Annotated in this window: 20 protein-coding genes and 1 pseudogene; 6 read left to right on the plus strand and 15 right to left on the minus strand. The window is 70.7% G+C overall.

All coding sequences use genetic code 11. The features are described 5' to 3' along the window. Positions 1–268 (plus strand): hypothetical protein (locus NP777_RS45515; RefSeq protein ID WP_256656084.1); only part of this gene is annotated, 268 nt, incomplete at its 5' end. Between the two features lie 524 nt (positions 269–792). Here NP777_RS45515 and NP777_RS45520 read toward each other — a convergent pair. Then, on the minus strand, positions 793–1404 hold the full coding sequence (locus NP777_RS45520; RefSeq protein WP_256656085.1) for a hypothetical protein: 612 nt from the start codon (positions 1402–1404) through the stop codon (positions 793–795). A 293-nt stretch (positions 1405–1697) separates the two neighbouring features. After that, entirely contained in the window at positions 1698–2471 is a 774-nt protein-coding gene (locus NP777_RS45525) for an SDR family oxidoreductase (protein ID WP_256656086.1), read from the minus strand. 210 nt (positions 2472–2681) lie between these two features. On the opposite strand from NP777_RS45525, the gene NP777_RS45530 reads away from it, so the two are divergent. Beyond that, on the plus strand, positions 2682–4304 hold the full coding sequence (locus NP777_RS45530) for an alkaline phosphatase D family protein (RefSeq protein ID WP_256656087.1): 1623 nt from the start codon (positions 2682–2684) through the stop codon (positions 4302–4304). A gap of 101 nt (positions 4305–4405) precedes the next feature. Here the strand turns inward: NP777_RS45530 and NP777_RS45535 are convergent, their stop codons facing one another. Next, entirely contained in the window at positions 4406–5431 is a 1026-nt protein-coding gene (locus NP777_RS45535; RefSeq protein WP_256656088.1) for a Gfo/Idh/MocA family protein, read from the minus strand. Positions 5432–5522: 91 nt separating this feature from the next. Between NP777_RS45535 and NP777_RS45540 the strand changes: the two genes are divergently transcribed. From NP777_RS45540 to NP777_RS45550, 3 genes are all read left to right on the plus strand, one after another. Next, on the plus strand, positions 5523–6854 hold the full coding sequence (locus NP777_RS45540) for a multidrug effflux MFS transporter (RefSeq protein WP_256656089.1): 1332 nt from the start codon (positions 5523–5525) through the stop codon (positions 6852–6854). Positions 6855–6913: 59 nt separating this feature from the next. Next, entirely contained in the window at positions 6914–7918 is a 1005-nt protein-coding gene (locus NP777_RS45545) for a serine hydrolase domain-containing protein (protein ID WP_256656102.1), read from the plus strand. A gap of 121 nt (positions 7919–8039) precedes the next feature. Further along, positions 8040–9374: a cytochrome P450 gene (locus tag NP777_RS45550; RefSeq protein ID WP_256656090.1), complete on the plus strand. Its 1335-nt coding sequence runs from the start codon at positions 8040–8042 to the stop codon at positions 9372–9374. A 121-nt stretch (positions 9375–9495) separates the two neighbouring features. Here the strand turns inward: NP777_RS45550 and NP777_RS45555 are convergent, their stop codons facing one another. From NP777_RS45555 to NP777_RS45575, 5 genes and pseudogenes are all read right to left on the minus strand, one after another. Beyond that, positions 9496–10011, minus strand: coding sequence for a GNAT family N-acetyltransferase (locus NP777_RS45555; RefSeq protein WP_256656103.1), 516 nt, complete (start codon positions 10009–10011; stop codon positions 9496–9498). 59 nt (positions 10012–10070) lie between these two features. Continuing rightward, a complete protein-coding gene (locus NP777_RS45560) occupies positions 10071–10784 on the minus strand; it encodes a hypothetical protein (protein WP_256656091.1) in 714 nt (237 codons plus the stop codon). An 8-nt stretch (positions 10785–10792) separates the two neighbouring features. After that, positions 10793–11215: pseudogene (locus NP777_RS45565) on the minus strand (alpha/beta hydrolase); the annotation flags it as partial. Positions 11216–11548: 333 nt separating this feature from the next. After that, positions 11549–12565: a small ribosomal subunit Rsm22 family protein gene (locus NP777_RS45570; RefSeq protein ID WP_256656092.1), complete on the minus strand. Its 1017-nt coding sequence runs from the start codon at positions 12563–12565 to the stop codon at positions 11549–11551. A 185-nt stretch (positions 12566–12750) separates the two neighbouring features. Continuing rightward, positions 12751–13677: a glycerophosphodiester phosphodiesterase gene (locus NP777_RS45575; RefSeq protein ID WP_256656093.1), complete on the minus strand. Its 927-nt coding sequence runs from the start codon at positions 13675–13677 to the stop codon at positions 12751–12753. Between the two features lie 169 nt (positions 13678–13846). Between NP777_RS45575 and NP777_RS45580 the strand changes: the two genes are divergently transcribed. Then, positions 13847–14584 (plus strand): bifunctional DNA primase/polymerase, encoded by a 738-nt coding sequence (locus NP777_RS45580; protein WP_256656094.1) that lies wholly within the window; start codon positions 13847–13849, stop codon positions 14582–14584. A gap of 120 nt (positions 14585–14704) precedes the next feature. Here NP777_RS45580 and NP777_RS45585 read toward each other — a convergent pair whose 3' ends face one another. The 7 genes from NP777_RS45585 to NP777_RS45615 all read right to left on the minus strand — a co-directional run. Beyond that, complete coding sequence (locus NP777_RS45585) at positions 14705–15610, minus strand: hypothetical protein (protein ID WP_256656095.1); 906 nt, start codon at positions 15608–15610, stop codon at positions 14705–14707. Continuing rightward, positions 15561–16538 carry an iron uptake transporter permease EfeU gene (gene efeU / locus NP777_RS45590; RefSeq protein ID WP_256656096.1) on the minus strand — a complete coding sequence of 326 codons (978 nt, stop codon included), beginning with the start codon at positions 16536–16538 and terminating at the stop codon, positions 15561–15563. Before efeU ends, NP777_RS45585 begins: the two co-directional genes overlap by 50 nt. Positions 16539–16601: 63 nt before the next feature. Further along, complete coding sequence (efeB, locus tag NP777_RS45595; RefSeq protein ID WP_256656097.1) at positions 16602–17894, minus strand: iron uptake transporter deferrochelatase/peroxidase subunit; 1293 nt, start codon at positions 17892–17894, stop codon at positions 16602–16604. Between the two features lie 11 nt (positions 17895–17905). Then, positions 17906–19039 (minus strand): iron uptake system protein EfeO, encoded by a 1134-nt coding sequence (efeO, locus tag NP777_RS45600; RefSeq protein WP_256656098.1) that lies wholly within the window; start codon positions 19037–19039, stop codon positions 17906–17908. A 445-nt stretch (positions 19040–19484) separates the two neighbouring features. Further along, complete coding sequence (locus tag NP777_RS45605) at positions 19485–19628, minus strand: hypothetical protein (RefSeq protein ID WP_256656099.1); 144 nt, start codon at positions 19626–19628, stop codon at positions 19485–19487. After that, positions 19625–19807, minus strand: coding sequence for a hypothetical protein (locus tag NP777_RS45610; protein WP_256656100.1), 183 nt, complete (start codon positions 19805–19807; stop codon positions 19625–19627). The genes NP777_RS45605 and NP777_RS45610 overlap by 4 nt, the downstream gene beginning before the upstream one ends. Before the next feature lie 70 nt (positions 19808–19877). Then, positions 19878–20110 (minus strand): ATP-binding protein (locus tag NP777_RS45615; RefSeq protein ID WP_256656101.1); only part of this gene is annotated, 233 nt, incomplete at its 5' end.

Here is a 20110-nt window from a genome sequence, read left to right on the forward strand (position 1 = left end):
GGATCTTTCCGGCAATTCCAAGGGGGCGGTTGTTCAGGCGGGGCATGTGCATGGAGATATCAACTTCCATCAGTCGTCACATAAGGCCCCGCTCGGAAGCTTCTCGCATGGTAGTCCATTTGCCGAGCAGCGGTTGCGAGCTTCGCTGAACCTGATTGAGGAACTTGAACCTTGGATGCGAAACTTACGTGGCTGGGCGAGACCGTGGCCGCACATGTCCGCTGAGGAACTCCTAGATGAGCGGCTGGAACTCAGCCTGTTTGACTGACGAGGCGCTTGGCATGCCATAGATAAAGTGTGGAACCCTCTCGATCTTCTTGCGTCAGACGCGACAAGGGAAGCTTATAAATCACTTGTCGCACAAATGTTCGCGAATGCTGCTGCGATAATAGGTGAGCCTGTAGCACAGGAAGGGCTAGACGGCATGATCGATGCGATGGATGGTCGGTATGTCGCCCTTGTCGATGCTCTGCGGGCCGAACTGAGGCCATAACCTGACCCGCACAAAAGCTCTCAGTTGCGGCGCTGAGGATTTTCCTCCCTGCAGGTCAATCTCCGAACGGGAAGAGGGCCACCGAGTCCAAGCTCTTTGAGTTCTGTCTCTTCGATGCCCAGTGTGCGCAGGTTTGGCAGGTCTTCCCGCTCCGTCGTTGTCCATTCGCCAAGGGGGGTCCGCCTCCGGAACCCTGTGAGTGAGTGGATTGCCTAGAACCCACGTTTTCGCAGTTCAGAGGCAGTCTGGTTCCCTTGGTGCATGGGTGAGCGGCGAGCTTCAAGGACTGAGCGCGATAATCAGCCGTCGAGTGCGGCGAGCGCCTTCTTGGCCGCGTCGATGGCGCCCTTACGGATGTCATCGGAGTCGGCGGCCTTGTGGCTCTCGAAATCGCCGCCGTTGTAGGTCACGGTGACCGTCGCGTTGTCCTGGTGGACCGTCACCACGGCCTCACGTATGCCCTGGTCGTCGTCCTCGGTGGTCTTCTCGGTCACCGACGCGTTGTCGCCGAGGCCGGGCACCGGGCTGCCGCCCTCGCTCTTCTGCTTCCCCGCGACGCTCTTGACGTCGTAGGCGATGTCCAGCCAGCGGTAGTCGAAGTCGTCCAGCGCGTGCCAGGAGCAGCCCGTACGGCGGTTGAGGTTGCTGGACTTCAGCTCGTTCCCGGCCGTTTTGGCGCCCGGCACCAGGTCCTTGATCATCGACTCCGGGAGGACCGTGCACGCCTCCTCGGGCGGCTTGGCGTAGCGCGGCGCGGCGGCGCCGGTGGCCGGGGCCGAGGTCTGCGGGGAGGGGCCCGCCGGGGCGGCGCTCGTGTCCGAGTCGTCCGACGTCGTCATGGCCACCCCCGCGGCGGCGAGGACGGCGACGGGCAGCAGACGGGCGACCAGGGTGAGCGGCAGAGAACGCACGGCGGTCTCTCTTCGTTCGGATGCCGGTGTGGGGCGGTGTGGAGCGGTGGGGAGCGGTGCGGAGCGGCGTGGCGTGGGGCAGTGGTGGGGCAGCGGTGGAGCGGTGGTGGGGCGGTGGTGAAAGTTGTGGCGCGGTGGGAAACGACCCTGCCATATCGAGCGGTCCTCGAACAGTCCGGGGGGTGGCGAGGAGGCGTCCGGGAACCGCTGTGCCGATGGGGTGAATTGCCCGCATCCTCACACTATCTCCACAACCGGAGGGTTATCTACGACAGGTGACGTTCCCTCACCCGTCAGCCGCGCCCGATGTACGGCATGGCCGTCGCCATGACCGTCGCGAACTGCACATTCGCCTCCAGGGGCAGCGACGCCATATGCCGCACCGTCCGTGCCACGTCCGCGACGTCCATCACGGGCTCGGCCACCACCTCCCCGCTCGCCTGCGGCACACCGGCGGACATCCGCTCGGTCATCTCGGTCGCCGCGTTGCCGATGTCGATCTGCCCGCAGGCGATGCCGTACCGGCGCCCGTCCAGCGAAAGCGACTTGGTGAGCCCGGTGATGGCGTGCTTGGTGGCCGTGTAGGCCACGCTGTCCGGCCTGGGCACATGCGCCGAGAGCGAGCCGTTGTTGATGATCCGTCCGCCCCGGGGGTCCTGATCCCGCATCAGCCGGAAGGCCGCCCGCGCGCACAGGAACGCCCCCGTGAGGTTGGTGTCCACGACCGACCGCCAGTCCTCGTAGGCCAGATCCTCCAGCGGCACGCCGCGCGGGCCGAAGCTGCCCGCGTTGTTGAACAGCAGATCCAGCCGCCCGAACCGCTCCCGCACCGCCGCGAAGAGCGCGTCCACCCGCTCCGGGTCGGCCACGTCCGTCGGCACCACCGGGGCCGGGGGACCGCCACCGGCCAGCCGCGCCGTCTCGGCCAGGGCCTCCTCGCGGCGCCCCGCCAGCACCACCGACCAGCCCGCCTCGAGGAGTTCGAGCGCCACGGCCCGGCCGACCCCGGAGCCCGCGCCCGTCACCACCGCCACTTTCGACACCACAGACACACGACCGTCGCTCATGGCGCCGCAGCGTACGCCACGTCAGTTCGCCGTGGGGGTGCGCCGATTCGCCGTGGGGGTGCGCCGATTCGTGGTAAAGGTCCCTTCCGGCAACGGACCTCACCCAGCGGTCATATCGATGTCGTGTGCACGCAAACGCCCGGCCGCCCCCCGACACTCCAATTCCTCTGACGCCACGAGCCAGGGACGCCACGAGCCAGGGGAGAGCACATGGCACATGACTCGCATCAGCGCGCCATACGAGCCGCGGCCGCACATCTGGGACGCCGCCGCTTCCTCACCGTGACGGGGGCCGCCGCCGCGCTGGCCTTCACCACCAACCTGCCCAGCGCCCACGCCGCGCAGGCGACGCCGCACGCCCTCGCCGACGACCCCTTCACGCTCGGCGTGGCCTCCGGCGACCCGCTGCCCGAGGCCGTCGTGCTGTGGACCAGGCTGGCGCCCCGCCCCTACGAGCCGGGCAACGGGCTGCCCGAAGAGGGCACCGTCAAGGTCGAGTGGGAGATCGCCCGCGACGAGAAGTTCCGCCGCGTCGCCCGCCGGGGGACCACCACCGCGCACGCCGAGTTCAACTACACGGTGCACGTGGACGCCAAGGGGCTCGAGCCGGGCCGCGTGTACTGGTACCGGTTCAAGGCCGGGAACTGGACCAGCCCGGTGGGCCGCACCCGCACCACCCCCGCCCTGGGCGCCAAGGTCCAGGAGGTCCGCTTCGGCCTCGTGTCCTGCCAGGCGTACCACGACGGCTACTTCACCGCCTACCGCCATCTGGCGGAGGAGGACCTGGACGCCGTCTTCCACGTGGGCGACTACCAGTACGAGTACGCGGTCAACGCCGCGGGCGGCGCCCGCAAGTACACCGACCGCACCCTCCCCGCGCACTTCAACACCGAGACCATGACGCTCGGGGACTACCGGCTGCGCTACGCGCTCTACAAGTCCGACGAGGACCTCCAGGCCGCCCACGCCGCCTTCCCCTGGTACGTCACCTGGGACGACCACGAGACCGAGAACAACTACGCGGGCGACGTCGACGAGAACGACGGCCCGACGGACGAGTTCCTGATCCGCCGGGCGGCCGCCTACCGGGCGTACTGGGAGAACATGCCGCTGCGGATGCCGCAGCGGCCGAGCGGCGCCGATATGCGGCTCTACCGCCGCTTCCACTACGGCAAGCTGGCCCAGTTCGACATCCTCGACACCCGCCAGTACCGCTCCAACCAGGCGTACGGCGACGGCTGGCAGTACCCGGGACCGGAGTCCGAGGACCCCTCGCGCACCCTCACCGGCACCACCCAGGAGCGCTGGCTGCTCGACGGCTTCCAGCGCTCCACCGCCACCTGGAACGTGCTGCCGCAGCAGGTCACCTTCTCCCAGCGGAAGAACACCACGGCCGCGCGCTCCAAGCTCTCCATGGACTCGTGGGACGGCTACCCCGCCTCCCGGGAGCGGATCCTGGCCGGTGTGGAGAAGGCGGGCCTGGACAACTTCGTCGTCCTGACCGGCGATGTCCATGTGCACTACGCCTTCGACATCAAGAAGGACTTCGACGACCAGGGCTCCCGGACCCTGGGCGTGGAGTTCGTCGGCACCTCCATCAGCAGCGGCAAGGACGGCGCCGACAAGCCCGACAACTGGGCCACCTACATGGCCGCCAACCCGCATATGAAGTTCTACAACGGCCGGCGCGGCTATGTGACCGTCTCGCTGGACGAGGAGCGGGCACGGGCCGACTACAAGACTGTTTCCGCGGTCACGACCCAGGGCGCGCCGCTCACCACGGCGGCGTCGTTCGTCAGCGAGGCCGGGAACCCCGGCCTGAAGCAGGTCTGACGGGCGGGCGGGCCCGGCGCGCACCCCATGCGCCGGGCCCGCCCCGCTCACGCCTCGTCACGGGCCCGCCCCGCTCACGTCCCGTCACCGAACCGCCCCGCTCACGCCCCGCCCTCCTCCGGGTCCGCGTCCTCTCCCAGATACCGCACCCCCAGCCGCTCCCGGGCCGCGTCCAGGGTCCGCATCACCGCCAGCGTGCCGTCCAGCGGCACCATCGGGGACTCCGTCTCGCCCGCGCGCAGCGCACGCATCACCTCCGCCGCCTCCCGCTGGTAGGAGCGCAGCCCGTCCACCGCCGTGATCTCCTCCGGATCCCGGCCGGGCCGGTGCAGTACGAACCGCTCGGGGTGGAAGAAGCCGCGCGGGAACTCGATCCGCCCCGCCGTGCCCGTCACCGCCGCCGTCATCGGCGTATCGGCGGTGATCGAGCAGGACAGCAGCGCCACCGCGCCGCTGTCCCAGCCCAGCGCCAGGCCCGTGTTCACATCCACGCCCTCGGGGGAGAGCTGTCCCACCGCCCGCACCTCGTCCGGCTCGCCGAGCAGCAACTGGGCGAACGACACCGGATAGACGCCGAGGTCCAGCAGGGCGCCGCCGCCCAGCGCCGGATCGCGCAGCCGGTGGTCGGGATCGAACGGGCCGGGCAGCCCGAAGTCCGCGTGGACCGCCCGGACCTCGCCGATCGCGCCGTCGTGGATCAGCTCGGTCATCCGGCGGACGACCGGATCGCAGTACGTCCACATCGCCTCCATCAGGAAGCGGCCCCGGGACCGGGCGAGGTCCACCAGCTCCTCGGCCTCCCGGACATTGAGCGTGAACGGCTTCTCGCACAGCACCGCGCGCCCCGCCTCCAGGCACAGCCCGGCCGCCGCCCGATGGGCCGAGTGCGGGGTGGCGACATAGATCACATCGATGTCGTCATCGGCGGCCAGCTCCGCCCAGCCGCCGTAGGCGCGGGGTATCCCGAACCGCTCCGCGAACCGCTTGGCCGACTCCGGCCGGCGCGAGCCGACCGCGATGACCTGCGCGTCCGTCATCTCCAGCAGATCCGTGGCGAACGAGGCGGCGATCCCACCGGTCGCCAGAATCCCCCACCGCACGGTGCCCGCCCCGCTCGTCCCGGCCATCCCGACCCCGTTCCCCCCTGTCCCCAGAGGTTCGAGTCCATTCGAATCGCTGAGAGCATAGAAACGTATCAACGACTCATGGAAGGTACGCATGCAGCAGCCCGGCCAACCGGCCGCCGCTCCCACCCGGGCCGACCTGCCCGGAACCCCGTCCCCCGAAGCCTCCCTCACCTCCGCTGCCGCCTCTCCCGGGCTCGTCGCGCAGCGCCGTACGAGCCTTCTCGTCACCCTGATCCTCGGCGGGCTCACCGCCCTCCCGGCGCTGTCCATGGACATGTACCTCCCGGCCCTGCCGGAGGTCACCGACGCGCTCCACAGCTCGGCCGCCACCGCCCAGCTCACCCTCACCGCCTGTCTGATGGGCATGGCGCTCGGCCAGCTCGTCGTCGGCCCGATGAGCGACCGCTGGGGGCGCCGCCGTCCGCTGCTCATCGGCATGGTGGTCTACGTCATCGCCACCGCCGTCTGCGCCTTCGCCCCCACCGCCGGGCTGCTCATCGGCTTCCGGCTGCTCCAGGGGCTCGCGGGCGCGGCCGGGATCGTGATCGCCCGCGCCGTCGTCCGGGACCTCTACGACGGCATCGCGATGGCCCGCTTCTTCTCCACCCTGATGCTGATCTCGGGCGTGGCGCCCATCGTGGCCCCGCTCATCGGCGGCCAGATCCTCCGCTTCACCGACTGGCGCGGGGTGTTCGTGGTGCTCACCGTGATCGGCGCGCTGCTCACCCTCGTGGTCTGGCGGTGGATGGGCGAGACGCTGCCGCCCGAGCGGCGCCATGACGGGGGGCTCGGCCAGACCCTGCGCACCATGCGCGGGCTGCTCGCCGACCGCGTCTTCACCGGCTATGTGCTCGCGGGCAGCTTCGCCTTCGCGGCGCTCTTCGCCTATGTCTCCGGTTCGTCCTTCGTCGTCCAGGAGATCTACGGCGCCTCGCCGCAGACGTTCAGCCTGCTCTTCGGGCTGAACTCGATCGGCCTCGTGGCCACCGGCCAGCTCAACGGCCGGGTGCTGGTCGGGCGGGTCAGCATGGACAAGGTGCTGACCGTGGGGCTGGTCGTGATCACCGTCGCGGCGGCCGCGCTGCTCGTCCTGGCCTCCGGGGTCTTCGGGAAGGCCGGTCTGGTCCCGGTGGCGGCCAGCCTGTTCGTGCTGATGTCCGCGATGGGCCTGGCCATGCCGAACACCAACGCCCAGGCCCTGAACCGCACCCCGCACGCCGCCGGTTCCGCCTCCGCGCTGCTGGGCACCTCCACCTTCCTGCTGGGCGCGGTCGCCTCCCCGCTGGTGGGGATCGCGGGCGAGACCACCGCGGTGCCGATGGCCGTCGTCCAGCTGTGCTGCGCGCTCGCGGCCATGGCCTGCTTCATGGGACTCTGCCGTCCGTGGCAGCGACGTACGAATCGACGCGTGACCGTGGTCTGACCCGGCTGCTGGAGACCGTCAGGGCGCTTCCCGAGGGGGAGCGCCCGTGGTGTTCCGGGGTGGCGCTGGCCGCCGGGACCGGCTCCGGCCCGCTGGCCGAGGAGTGCTTCGGCTGGGCGGTGCGTTACGCGGCGTACGACGAGAGGACCGACCGGGGCGTGGAGCTGCCGCGCGAGCGGTGGGAGCCGGTGCGCCGCGACACCATCTTCGACCTCGCCTCGCTCACCAAGCTGTGCACCACGATCGTGGCGCTGCGGGCCGTCGAGCGCGGGCTGATCGCGCTGGACGGTCGGGTGGCCGCGTACGCCCCGGAGTGCACGGCCGCCGCCGGGCACGGCATCACCGTACGGCAGCTGCTCACCCACACCTCCGGGCTGATCCCCGAACTGCCGCTGTACGAGGAGGACGGCCGGGAGCGGGCGCTGGCCCGGCTCGCGGCCGAACCGCCGGCCACCCCGCCCGGCACCGCCCGCCGCTACTCCGACCTCAACTTCCTGCTGCTCCAGCGCGTGCTGGAGCGGACGGCGGGGCAGCCGCTGGACCGGCTCGTCCAGGAGACGGTCACCGGCCCGCTGGGCATGGCCGACACCCGCTTCAACCCGCCCGCCTCCTGGCTGCCCCGGATCGCGGCCACCGAGGACCAGCGGCGGCCCTGGGGCAAGCTGGACCGGGGGATGCTGCGGGGCGTGGTGCACGACGAGAACGCCTGGGCGCTGGGCGGGGTCGCGGGCCATGCCGGGCTCTTCTCGACCGCCGGGGACCTGGCCGTGCTGTGCCGGGCGCTGCTGGCCGGGGGCGGGCCCGTGCTGTCCCCGGAGTCCACCGAGCTGATGCTGACCGCGCCGGGTCTTGGCTTCGAGGTCGACCAGCCGTGGTTCATGGGGGAGCTGGCGGGCCGGGGCGCGGCGGGGCACACCGGGTTCACCGGGACCAGCCTGGTGGTGGACCGGGCCCGCGGGGCCTATCTGGTGCTGCTCGCCACCACGGTGCATCCGCGCCGCCGCCCCGGCGACAGCGCGCCCCGCGCGGCGGCGGCCACGGCGCTGGCCGGGGCGTTGGGCTGACCGGCCCTCACCGGTCGGTGGTGTCCGGACAGTTGGCCTGATCCGTTCGCTTGGTTAGCCTTTGCCACTGCCGTGTACCCCCGGACGGCAGCGCTGCTCCACCGCCATGAGGAAGACCGCTGTGACGAACCTCCAGGACCCGCAGGACTCCCCGGCCCCACAGGCCCCGCTGGGCGTGGAGGACGCGCCCGGTGATCCGGGCCCGGTGGCGCCGCCCCCCGGCTGCCCCGCCCACGCCGACCCCTCCGCCGCCGCCCCCGCGCTGCTGTACGGGGAGCGGTACCTGCGGAATCCGGCCGAGAGCTATGAGCGGATGCGGCGCGACCACGGACAGGTGGCCCCGGTCCTGCTGGAGTCCGACGTCCCCGCCTGGCTCGTCCTCGGCTATCGCGAGATACGCCAGGTCGTCATGGACGTCGAGACCTACGGCCGCGACTCGCGCCGCTGGAACCGCTGGGACGAGGTGCCGTCCGACTGGCCCCTCATGCCCTGGGTGGCCCACAGCCCCATGATGCACTTCACCGAGGGGGACGAACACCGGCGGCGCTCGGCGGCCGTCAGCGACGCCCTCGCCTGCGTCGACCCCTTCGAACTGCGCCGGCACTGCGAGCGCTTCGCCGACTCGCTGATCGACAAGTTCGTCGGCGGCGGCAAGGCGGACCTGGTCCTGGACTACGTGTACTCGGTGCCCGCCCTCGCCATGGGCCAGATGTTCGGCCTGCCCGAGGACCAGCTGGAGTACATGGCGGAGGCGGTGACCGTCTCGCTGCTCTCCAACGACGAGGCCATGGCGGCCCAGCAGCGGGCCGCCGAGGTGGTACGGCGCCTGGTGGCGGCCAAGCGCGAGGAGCCGGGCCCGGACGTCACCTCCCGGTTCATCCAGAACTCCCCGGACCTCACCGACGAGCAACTCGTCGGGGACCTGATGGTGATGATCGCCGCGGGCATGCCCGCCACGTCCTACTGGATCGGCAACACCGTCCGGCTGATGCTCACCGACGACCGGTTCACCATGACCCTCGCGGGCAACCGCCGCAGCATCGGCGAGGCCATGAACGAGGTGCTGTGGGCGGACTCCCCGCTCCAGAACGTCATCGGCCGCTTCGCCACCCGGGACACCACGCTCGGGGGCCAGCACATCCGCGCCGGCGACCTCCTCGTCCTCGGCCTCGCCGCCGCCAACGCGGACCCGCTGCTGTGGCCCGACACCGGGGCGGGGTACGCCGGGAACAACGCGTATGTGTCCTTCACCGGCGGCGACTACGGCTGCCCGGCGGGCGCGCCCGACCTTGGCAAGATCATCTCGGAGACGGCGATCGAGGTGCTGCTGGACCGGGTGCCGGATCTGGAGCTGGCGGTCGGGCCCGATGAGCTCCAGTGGATGGACTCCCTCTGGTACCGCTGCCTGGTCTCCCTCCCGGTCACCTTCACCCCGTCGTCGGCCGCGGGGCCGTGACGCCTGCGGCGGGCTGTTCCCCTACCCGCCCCGTTCCCGAAGCATCGATCTGCGGCTCCGCCCCGGGCCCCGGGGGTCCAGGGGCGGAGCCCAGGTTTCGGGAAACCCGGATGCGGAGCGGCTACAGGGCCCGGAACCTCTCTTCGAGGTCAGCGATGCGCTCGGCCCGTCGGGCCATTAGATAGACCCGATTCTTCGTGCGCTGCACTTCGTGCACCAGGCTGAAGCCCTGGCTCTCGTTGTACCTCACCAATTCGGGGAAGTTGCAGCCACGACGGACCCATGCCTTCCCCTCCCGGGCGGCCCGGTCCACCGCCCACAGTCCCATGACGGTTCCCGGCTTCTTCGCACAGTGCGCGGGGTCGGTGACTGTCGAGTAGAGGTAGTGGGCCGACTCGTTCAGTTCGTCTTGCGTCCAGCCCCAGGGCGGGGTCTGTTCCTGCACGGTGGTGCACCCGATGACCTGTCCGCCGTCCTCGGCGAGGACCCACACATCACCGTCAGAGTTCTCTGCCTGCCGTGCGAGTTCGGCAGCGTTCTCCCGCCAGCTCGGATGGCCTCGCTCCTCCAACCACGCGGAGCGGGCGAGGATCATGTTCTCTACGGCAGGGATGTCGTCGGCCGCGGCCGGGCGCATTGCGAACACCGTGTCTCCTGGGGTCGGTCGGCGGCAAACCGGTGTGGTTACCGCATGGTTTACAGGAAGGCTTGGGCGGCGAAGTGCAGATCCAGCACTTCGAGGAGCTGCGCGTCACCGTCTTCGCGGTAGGGCTCTTCGGCCAGTCGTCGCACGGCCAGGCGCAGGCCATCAGGGTCAACCAGCTGTTCATCGAAGAGTGGGGAACCGTCGATGAGTATCCGGGCGAACAACTGCCGGGCGTGCGTGGTCAGTGAGTGTTGGACGACTTCTGCGAAAGACTCCCGCACGCGGGACTCGGTGACGTCCGGGCTAAGCCCAAGTGAGGCGAGGCGTCGCCGCTGAAGTTGTTTGAGCTCGCGCCAGTGCATGGGATCGCCGAGTTGGACCATGCCGGGGTCGGCGAAGGGGCGCAGGGGCCAGATGCCGGCTCGCATCAGCACGGGGGCCGTGGTCTCCAGAGACAGCAAGGTCATGCTGTTGACTGCGGCGGGCGGTGCGATGCCGTCGTCCGCGTACTCGAGCGCCGCCCGTGCTCGTTGGCCGACCCAGGGGAGCGCGTCGCTGATCTCGCCCATGGACTTGTGCGGGTACTCGTCCTGCGAGAGGGCCACCATTTCGTCCCCGCCGAGTCCCGTCACGACCACGCGGGCCCCGTGCTCGGCCAGCACTTCGGTCAGTCGGGTGAATGGGCGGTGCAAGGGTTCCTCGTACGGGCTGATGCGCTCGCCCCGGGCACGCGCGCAGTCGACCGTCAGCGGGGCGTGCTCCATTGCGTCGATCAGGTGATCTGGCTCGGCGAACGGGAGGGTCTTGAGGATTTCGGCACGCCGCCGGATCTGATGAGCACGCGTTCGTTGAGTTGTTGCGCCGCCTCTTCGCTGATTGAATCATTGACCCAATAGGCTCGCGTGTCGATGGTGCGCCATTTGTAATCCAGCTGAGGATTAAACAGTACCAGTCGCGAAAGATCTGCCGAGCGCTTAGCGGCATAGTATGCGCAGATGCCGCCACCGAAGCTGGCACCCAGCAACGTGATTTCCCATGCGCTGGCGGCTTCGCGGATATAGGTGATGGCTGCACGAATATCATTCAGGACCGTGGCCAGGGTCAGCTCTTCCTGTCGACCCTCGCTTTCGCCGTGACCGCGCATGTCGAACCGGAGAGATGCCACACCACTCTCGGCCATTCCAGCGGCCAGGCGCGTGAAGAACCCGCCCTCTTACCGAGTGACGCCACCGCCGTGCACAAGCACGACAGCGGCCGAGGCCTGTGTATCGGGGCGCACGAGTGTGCCGGCCAGGTGTAGGCCATCGAGCGTCCGAAGCGTCACGCTCTCAGATGTAGGCATAGCGCGAGCCTAGCGCTGAGGCATTGATATGCGGCTCTGCCGCGTGGTCCACCGGACACCCCGTAGGAGCGTGTCCCCGAAGGGGCGCGGGGCTGTGTCGATGTGCGGCTGCGTCGCGTGGGCGCGACCAGCCATGATGGCGCCGCGGGCGATCGACGGCAGGTCGGGGCACTCCCAGCGGAGCGCTTAGCTGGGCGGCTCCTCCTCGGGGGGCCAGACATCGCCCCAGGCCACATCGCGGGCCGCCCGGTACAGCGGCCCCTGACGCTTGGTCACCGTGGTGCGCCCCAGCCCCTCCTCGGGCCCGCACAGGTCCAGCAGCACTTGGCCCTTGCGGATCTGCGGGCGGCGCACCACCCGCGCCCCGGCGGGCGTCGCGTCGAACCGTACGGCCGCGACATAGCTGAACTTCTCGTCCTCGTACGGCAGCGAACCGCCCTTGACCCGCCGGTGGAGGGAGGACCGGCGGACCCGGGTGGCGAAATGGCACCAGTCGGCGCCGGGCTCGATCGGGCAGGACGCGCCGTGCGGGCAGGGGGCGACGATCCGCAGCCCCGCCGCCAGCAGCCGGTCCCGGGCCTCGCGGATCCGCAGATAGCCGTCCGGGGTGCCCGGTTCGATCAGCACCACGGCCCGCGCCGCACGCGCCGCCTCGGTCACCACGGCGTGCCGATCGGCCTCGGTCAGCTCGCCGAGCACGTAGGAGACCGTGACCAGGTCGGTCCCGTCCGGCAGCGCGAGGCCGGCGCCGATGGCCCGGCGCTGCCAGCGGGCGGTGCGCAGCGCCTCGGAGGGCGCCTGCCGGGCCAGTTCGCGGCCGAGGTCCAGCGCGGGCTCGGCCCAGTCCAGGACCGTGGTGGTGTGCCCGGCCCGCGGCCAGGCGGCGGCCACCGCCCAACTGGCCGCGCCCGTACCGCCGCCGATGTCGATGTGCGTGGCCGGGGCCCACTCGGGCGTCCGGGCGCGGAATGCGTCGAGGGCGGCGCGCACGGCCTCGAAGGTCGCGGGCATCCGGTACGCGGCGTACGCGGCGACGTCGGAGCGGTCGCGCAGCACGGGCGCGTCGGTCGGGGTGCGCCCCCGGTAGTGCCCGATCAGCCGGTCGACCGCCTGGGCCGCCTGGCGGGGCGGCAGACCGTCGAGGAGTCCGGCGAGCGCGGTGTGGGGCGTCTCGTCGGTGGGCGCGGCATCGGGGGCGTGCATTCGGGCGATTCTACCGGCGGCCGGGGGGCCGCCCGCGCCGCCGGGCGTCCGCTGAGCCGCCGTCCGGGCCGGGAGTCTCTCACGGGGTCCCGCTGTCCCCAGGGCTACCTTCGCCGCCCGGCCCGGGTCGCCGCTCGGCCCGGGTCGCCGCCCGGCCCGCGCGTCCACCCGGCGTGGACCGCCATTCATCCCCCGCCAGGCGCCCGCGGCATCCGTACGGGTGTGGAGATCAGCCGTCCCGGCGCGTCCGTGATGATGCCGTCGCAGCCCAGCCGCAGCATCCGGTCCCGTTGCGCCGGGGTGTCCACGGTGTGCGCCCACACCCGCGGTATCCCGGAGGCGACGGCCCGCCGTACGTCCTGGTCGCGCGCCCGGTAGTCGACGTCCAGCAGATCGACGACTCCGCGCCACTCGCGCGGGGTGTCGGTGCGCATCTGCCGGGCGGACCGCCACAGCTGGGTCAGCAGTCCCTTGCGGTGGGCCTCGCGGGCCACCTCGGGGCGGTTGCTGTTGACGTAGACGGAGTGGACCAGCCCCCGGTCGCGGATCATGTTCGCCAGCCGCGGCAGGCTCGCCGGGTCCTTGGCCTCCACCATCAAGGTGATCCGGCCGCCGAACCGGTCCAGCACCTCGGCGACGGTCGGTGGCCGCTCGGGCCGCCAGGTGCCGCGCAGGGAGGGGTCGGGGCGCAGCCGGACGTCCCGCCACTGGGCGGCGGTCAGGGCCCGCACCGGCCCGGTCCGGTCGGTGGTGCGGTCCAGCGTGGCGTCGTGCATCACCACGAGCGTGCCGTCCGCCAGCATGCGGCTGTCGAAGTCCAGCACCTGGACGTCATGCCGGCCGAAGGCGGTGGCCAGCCCGGACATGCTGTTCTCGGGCACCTCCAGCGCGCCGCCGCGGTGCGCGGTGTAGACGACGGCGGGTCCACGGGACGACGGCGTCATGAGCGCGGGCCGGAGGCCGAGGCGCGCCGGTTCGGCGGCCGGGGGCATTTCGGCGGCCGGGGCTACGAGGCGTCGTACGGACGGACGAGCGGTGGGGTGGGCCGCGACGGCCGCCGGTATGGAGAGGCCGAGCACCACGACGGCGGTCAGAAAATGCCTGCTGATCATAAACGGAACGCTAAGGGCGTGACGCCCCTTATGTCCTGATATCGACACCCGGTCGGGGTGCTCTCACCCACCCCGGATGCGGACACCGGCCACTTCCGGAGCAGGATGGTGGCAGCATTGATCGGGTACCGGCGGTACCGCCGGTACCGGCGGTGAAGCGAGGCGGTAGATGGAACGCAAGGGCAGGTTCTCCCAGTGGCTGCGCCGGCCGAGGAGCGGAGCGGGCGGCGACCAGGGCACGGGAGCGGGCGCCGGGGGCGTCCGCGAGGATCTGCTCATGGCCGCCGCGGCGGCGGGATTCCCGCTCGCGCCGGCCGCGCACCCCTCCGGCTACGGCTGTTCCTGTGACCGCATCGGCTGTCCCACCCCGGCCCGCCACCCCGTCTCGTTCGCCTGGCAGACCCAGGCGACGACCGACCCGGACAAGGTCACGCAGTGGCTGCGCGCCGATCCCCAGGCCAACTTCATCACCGCCACCGGCATCGTCCACGATGTGCTCGACGTACCCGCGGACGCGGGGCGGCTCGCCCTGGAGCGGCTGGGCGCGGCCGAGGTCGAGGTCGGTCCCGTGGCCACGAGCAGTGGCGATCTCCAGCAGGGCCGGATGCTCTTCTTCACGGCCACGCGGGGTACGCCCGACGACGAGGACGAGTGGTGGCCGTGTGAGCTGGACTGCCATCCGGAGACCATGGATGAGCATCCGGGGCTGCGGTGGCATTGCCGGGGGAGCTATGTGCTGGTGCCGCCCGCGCGGTTGCCCGGGGACGGGCATGTGGGGTGGGTGCTCGGGCCGGAGCGGCCGCTGCCGGATCCGCTGAGCTTGCTCGAGACGCTCACCGATGCATGTGCCCGCTTCGCGGGCGAGGATCAGGATCAGGAGACGGCTGCCTGGCCCATGGGGCGGTAAGGCAGGGGTGTGGGCAATCGTTCCGCGGAGGGGGCACCTCCCAGCGGTAGCTGGGGGAGGAACGGGTGGGCACACCCCACCCACCGGCCCGCACCTGACAACGAACCCCCGGGCCGCTACCTATTCGCCCTTCGCCGCGGTCACGCCCTCCAGGCGGTTGAGGAAGACCACCTTCGGGTCCGCCGCGTCCTTCGCCGGAACCCGTACCGCCGACTCCGCGATGCGGGTCAGCGTCACCGCCTTCTTCGCCTCCCCCGTCATCAGCGCCTTGATCTGCGGATCCGGGTTGGGCCGGAACCCCTTCGCCATGGTCTGCTTCTGCCGGTGGTGCGAGGTGAAGAACACGATCGCCCCACCGTCCGAGGTGCGCAGCCCCACCGGGGCGTCCTGCGCGTCCTGCGCCGGGCTGTCGATGTACTCGGTCCAGAACTTCGGCGTGCGCAGGTACTTCTTCCGGGTGTCCCGCAGCCCCGACGTGGACTGGCCGTCGGCGAAGACCGAGCCCTTGCCCGTCATCAGGTAGTCCGTGTACTCCGCGCTCAGCTTGTCCGGCCGGGTGGCCAGCTTCGGGGCCGGCCCCGCGGCCCGGACCGGCTTGGCCCAGCCGTCCTTGTCGGTCGCGAGGTCCGGCACCTCGTCCTGGCCGAGGATCGACAGATACGCGGCCTTCCACGGCTCGTCGGCACCGTCACGGGTGAAGACGAACAGCCAGCGGTTGTCGTCGCGGTTGCTGTCGGTGTCCGCGACGAAGAACTTCGGCCAGCCCACCTGCTTGGGGATGTGGTAGGTGACGTCGGACAGTTCCAGCGACGGGTACTTGGGGTTGCCGTCGGGCGAGCTCGCGTGCTGGGCCTTGAGGTCGGCCGTGGTGATGGCCTTCAGCGGGCCCGTCTCCACCTGGCTCGCCAGCGCCGGATCCAGCTCCCGGTACGCCTTGTTGTACGTGTCGGTGAACCGCTCGAGCGCCTTGGGCGCCTCAGCCTTGTCCACCGACGGAATGTTCTCCCGCTCGCCGTGCACCGTCATGCACCCCGTGAGCGTCATCCCCAGCGTCAGTACCACCGCTGCGGTCGGAACTGCCAGCTGCCGACGGGGCGACCTGCGTGTCATGGGGCTCCGGCTCCCGATTCGTGGGGGCTGCTGTGGACGGCGACACCCTACCGGGGCGAAGGAACAGCGCGAGCGTGGGGACCAGATAGAGCGCCCACATCCCCACCTGGAGCCAGGTCGGGTCCGGCTGGAAGTTGAAGACGCCCTTGAGCAGCGTGCCGTACCAGGAGTCCGGCGCGATGGTGGAGCTGATGTCGAAGGCCAGCGAGTGCAACCCGGGCAGCCAGTCGGCCTCCTGGAGGTCGTGGAAGCCGTACGCGAGCACCCCCGCCGCCACCACGACCAGCATCGCGCCCGTCCAGGTGAAGAACTTCGCCAGGTTGATCCGCAGCGCGCCCCGGTAGAACAGCCAGCCCAGCACCACCGCGGTGACCAGGCCCAGGATCACGCCGATCAGCGGGTCCGCCGTACCGTCGTTGCTCGCCCGGACCGCCGTCCACACGAACAGCGCGGTCTCCAGGCCCTCCCGGCCGACCGCGAGGAAGGCCGTGGCCACCAGCGCCCCGGTGCCCATCGCGAGCGCCGCGTCGAGCTTGCTGTGCAGCTCGGACCTCAGATGGCGGGCGGTGCGCCGCATCCAGAACACCATCCAGGTCACCAGGCCCACCGACAGGATCGACAGCGAACCGCCCAGCGCCTCCTGCGCCTCGAAGGTCAGCTCCTGCGAGCCGAACTCCAGCGCCGCGCCGAAGGACATGCTCAGGATCACCGCGACGGCGATCCCGAGCCACACCGGGCGCAGCGCCTCCCGGCGCCCGGTCTTGACCAGATAGGCGACCAGGATGCAGACCACCAGGCTGGCTTCGAGCCCTTCGCGCAGTCCGATCAGGTAATTGCCGAACACGGGGTTCGCCTTCCTTGTCGAGGGTTCCTGGAGGAGGTGGTCGAGGATTTCTGGGGGAGTCCGTCAGGAGAACAGCGCCCGGCCCCACCAGTCGTTCGCGTCCCGGACGCCCGGCGGGATCGCGAAGAGCGCCGAACCCACGTGCTGGATGTACTCGTTGAGCGCGTCGGTGCGCGCCAGCCGCCGCTGTACGGGCACGAATCCGTCCCGTACGTCGTGCTGGTAGGCGAGGAAGAACAGCCCCGCGTCCAGCCGCCCCAGACCGTCCGTGCCATCGGTGAAGGAGTAGCCGCGGCGCAGGATGCGGGCCCCGCCGTTGGAATCCGGATGCGCCAGCCGGACATGCGCGTCCGGCAGCATCGCCCTCAGATCGGGCTCGTCGTGCTCGCGCTGCTTTCCCTGCGGCGCGCCCTCGCCCTTGTCCCGGCCGAAGACGTCCTCCTGCTCCTTGAGCGAGGTGCGGTCCCAGGTCTCGATGTGCATCCGGATGCGGCGCGCCACCAGGTACGAGCCACCGGCCAGCCACGCCGGGCCCGCCTTGCCGCTCACCCACACATGCTTGTCCAGGGCGGCGGTGTCGGTGCCCGCGATGTTCCGGGTGCCGTCCTTGAAGCCCATCATGTTGCGCGGGGTCTGCGCGTCCGGCGTGGTCGAGGACGTCTTGCCGAAGCCCAGCTGCGACCAGCGGATGGCCACCTTGCCCATGCCGATGCGGGCCAGGTTGCGGATGGCGTGCACGGCCACCTGCGGGTCGTCGGCGCACGCCTGCACACACAGATCGCCGTCGCTGCGCGCCGGTTCGAGGTTGTCGCCGGGGAAGGCGGGCAGGTCGATCAGCGCCTCGGGACGGCGGTCGGCGATGCCGAAGCGGTCCTTGCCCTTCTTGTCCCGGAAGAGGGTGGGCCCGAAGCCGATGGTGAGGGTGAGCCGGGACGCCTTGAGGCCCAGCGCCTCGCCGGTGTCGTCCGGTGGGGCCTCCGCCAGATCGCTCACCGCGCCGCCGCCGACCGCGCGCCCCTGGGTCATCCGGGCCGCCGCCTCCGTCCACTCCTTCAGCAGCGCGATCAGCTCGGCGCGGTCGTCGGTGGTGACGTCGAACGCCGCGAAGTGCAGCCGGTCCTGCACCGCGGTGGCGATCCCCGCCTGGTGCGCCCCGTGGAAGGGCACCGCGGCGCCGCTGTCGGCCACCGTCCGGGTGTCGTCCGAGCCGCCGCTGAGCGCGGCCGCGGTGCCCCCGGCGGCCGCGGCGCCGAGCGCGAGCCCGGCGCCGCCCCAGCCGATCAGCGCCCGGCGGGAGGGAGCCGTACCGGTCGCGCGCGAGGGACGCGAGGGAGCCGTGTTGGCCTCGTCGGTCATGTCCGGCCCCCTCACTTGGTGACGACGGCGGCGGCGAGCCGGGAGAGCGGCTCGGCGAGCGCGTTGACCGCGTCGGACAGCTTCTTGCGCTGGGACTCCGAGACGGTGTCGTACGACACGAAGCCATCGCCCTCGCGGTACTGGTCCAGCAGCTTGGCGACGGCCGCGAACTGCTTGTCCAGCTCCTTGGCCAGCTCCGGGTCGTTCTTCGAAGCCACGGGCTTGAGCAGCTTGTACGAGGTCTCGGCGCCCTCGACGTTGCCCTCGAAGTCCACCAGGTCGGTGTGGCTGTAGCGCTCCTCCTCACCAGTGACCTTGCCGGTCTGCACCTCGTCCAGCAGCTCCTTGGCGCCGTTGGCCATGCCGGTGGGGGTGATGTCGGCGGTGCCGACGCGCTTCTGCCAGTCCTTCAGGTCCTTGATGAGCTGGTCGGCCAGGTCATGGTCGGCCGCGGTGATCTTCTTGGCCTGCCACAGCGACTTCTCCAGCCGGTGCCAGCCGGTCCACTTCTGGCCCTTCTCCAGGCCGTCCTCGCGCACATCCACCTTGGGGTCGATATCGCCGAACGACTCGGCGACCGGCTCGGTGCGCTCCCAGCCGACGCGCGAGGGGGCGTAGAGCTTCTTGGCGCCTTGGAGGTCGTCCTTCTTGATCGCGTCGGCGAACTTCTGGACCACGGGCAGCGTGTTGTCGGCCTGCTTCTGGACGTACGTCCGGTACTCGGCCACCGCCTTGTCCAGCTTGGGGTCGCGCTGGGCCGGCTTGCCCTTCCCGGTGGCGGACACCTTCTGGCGGATGCCGTGGCCCTTCATCCCGGGCTTGCAGGCGATCTCGTACGAACCGGTCTTGATCTCGGCGTTGATGGAAGTGCTGGTGCCGGGGCCGATGTTCTCCCGCTCGGTGACGATCCGGTCGCCCGGGGCGTAGACATAGACCTCGGTGACCTTGGAGCCCTTGTTCTCCACCGCGAACTTCACATGCCCGGCGGGGAAGGAGGTCTTGGAGACCTCGCACGCGCTGTCGGAGGCGGTGACCTGGATGGCGTCCGAGTCCTTGGCGTCGGACTTCTGGGCGCATCCGGCGACGGCGGTGATCGTCGTCAGTGCCGATATCGCGGCGACAACGGAGGTGCGAGCGGCTCGCATACGGGCTCCAGACGGAATCGGGACAGGCGGGACAGGCAGGACAGGGCGGACGTACGGCGGGCGAATAAGGCTGGCCTAACTTAACTGAGCCTTGCCTGTGTGGATCCCGCGTAAGGTCAAGGAGTGCCCCGTGAATGGCAAAGGTTCGGTCAAGGTGGCTGATTTGATGCGGTTCGCAGTCCAGGAAGAGTGACGCACGCCTCTCTTGGGCGCATGCCTCTTGGGTGCACGCCTCTTACGGGTGCGGCTCGTCCGACGGGCGCGGGTCGCCGGTCGCCCGGTCGCCCGGTCGCGCAGCGGCAGCGCGATCCGCTCCCCGGTCGGGGCCGAAGTCCCTGCCCTGCGGCGGCTACGCCTGGGCTGCGCCTATCGCAGGGGGCTTGGAGGGTGAGCCGCTGGGGCCGTCGTCCGGTACGGGGGCCCGGAGCCCAGCGACCCACCCGGTTTATGGGGTGGGGGTGCTCGCGAAGCAGAGCCGGACCGCGAGCACCCGCAGCGCGGGAATCACGCAGAGCATCAGGCCCATGCGAGTGGCACGGAAGGCAAGCAGCCCGGCCCGGGTAGCGGTCGACTGCCGACGGTGCCTCATACGACTTCCTCCGAACGGGCGAGCCGTGCTGCCGTCTCGTAGACGCTGAGCAGCCGCTCCCCGGTCGCGCATACGGCGCCGGGCGTCCGGCAGGCCGGGCAGCCCGCAGCGTGCTCGATGGCCGCCCGCCATGCCTCCTCAGCGTGCGGGGCGACCCCGGTCCGCTCGCCGCCCGCCATTAGCAACGCTCCTGCGGCCTGGCCCGGAACGCCGTGATGAGGCCACGCGGGCAGTGGACGCTACGGGTGATCAACCGCACTTCAGCTCGCCCCATACCTGCTTGCCCCAGCGGTATCGGTCCGTCCCCCATCGGTCCGTGAGGGCATCGACCAACAGCAGCCCCCGGCCTCGGGTGTTGTCGCCGCCTGAGTCCGTCCGCAGGTAGGGGATATCGCGGGACCGGTCCACCACGCCGAGGCGGATGAACGTCTCGGACGGCCGGGTGATGACGACGCGGATCGACTCCAGACGGGCGTGATCCA

The organism is Streptomyces rugosispiralis, assembly GCF_024505145.1.
Lineage (GTDB): Bacteria > Actinomycetota > Actinomycetes > Streptomycetales > Streptomycetaceae > Streptomyces > Streptomyces rugosispiralis.

Excerpts from the sequence above, each read along its gene's own strand:
- NP777_RS45560 (WP_256656091.1), bottom strand. The coding sequence starts at position 10,784 with ATGGAGCACGCCCCGCTGACGGTCGACTGCGCGCGTGCCCGGGGCGAG.
- NP777_RS45525 (WP_256656086.1), bottom strand. The coding sequence starts at position 2,471 with ATGAGCGACGGTCGTGTGTCTGTGGTGTCGAAAGTGGCGGTGGTGACG.
- NP777_RS45540 (WP_256656089.1), top strand. The coding sequence starts at position 5,523 with ATGCAGCAGCCCGGCCAACCGGCCGCCGCTCCCACCCGGGCCGACCTG.
- efeB (WP_256656097.1), bottom strand. The coding sequence starts at position 17,894 with ATGACCGACGAGGCCAACACGGCTCCCTCGCGTCCCTCGCGCGCGACC.
- NP777_RS45580 (WP_256656094.1), top strand. The coding sequence starts at position 13,847 with ATGGAACGCAAGGGCAGGTTCTCCCAGTGGCTGCGCCGGCCGAGGAGC.
- NP777_RS45555 (WP_256656103.1), bottom strand. The coding sequence starts at position 10,011 with ATGCGCCCGGCCGCGGCCGACGACATCCCTGCCGTAGAGAACATGATC.
- NP777_RS45530 (WP_256656087.1), top strand. The coding sequence starts at position 2,682 with ATGGCACATGACTCGCATCAGCGCGCCATACGAGCCGCGGCCGCACAT.
- NP777_RS45605 (WP_256656099.1), bottom strand. The coding sequence starts at position 19,628 with ATGAGGCACCGTCGGCAGTCGACCGCTACCCGGGCCGGGCTGCTTGCC.
- NP777_RS45575 (WP_256656093.1), bottom strand. The coding sequence starts at position 13,677 with ATGATCAGCAGGCATTTTCTGACCGCCGTCGTGGTGCTCGGCCTCTCC.
- NP777_RS45585 (WP_256656095.1), bottom strand. The coding sequence starts at position 15,610 with ATGACGGTGCACGGCGAGCGGGAGAACATTCCGTCGGTGGACAAGGCT.
- NP777_RS45570 (WP_256656092.1), bottom strand. The coding sequence starts at position 12,565 with ATGCACGCCCCCGATGCCGCGCCCACCGACGAGACGCCCCACACCGCG.
- NP777_RS45610 (WP_256656100.1), bottom strand. The coding sequence starts at position 19,807 with ATGGCGGGCGGCGAGCGGACCGGGGTCGCCCCGCACGCTGAGGAGGCA.
- NP777_RS45535 (WP_256656088.1), bottom strand. The coding sequence starts at position 5,431 with ATGGCCGGGACGAGCGGGGCGGGCACCGTGCGGTGGGGGATTCTGGCG.
- efeO (WP_256656098.1), bottom strand. The coding sequence starts at position 19,039 with ATGCGAGCCGCTCGCACCTCCGTTGTCGCCGCGATATCGGCACTGACG.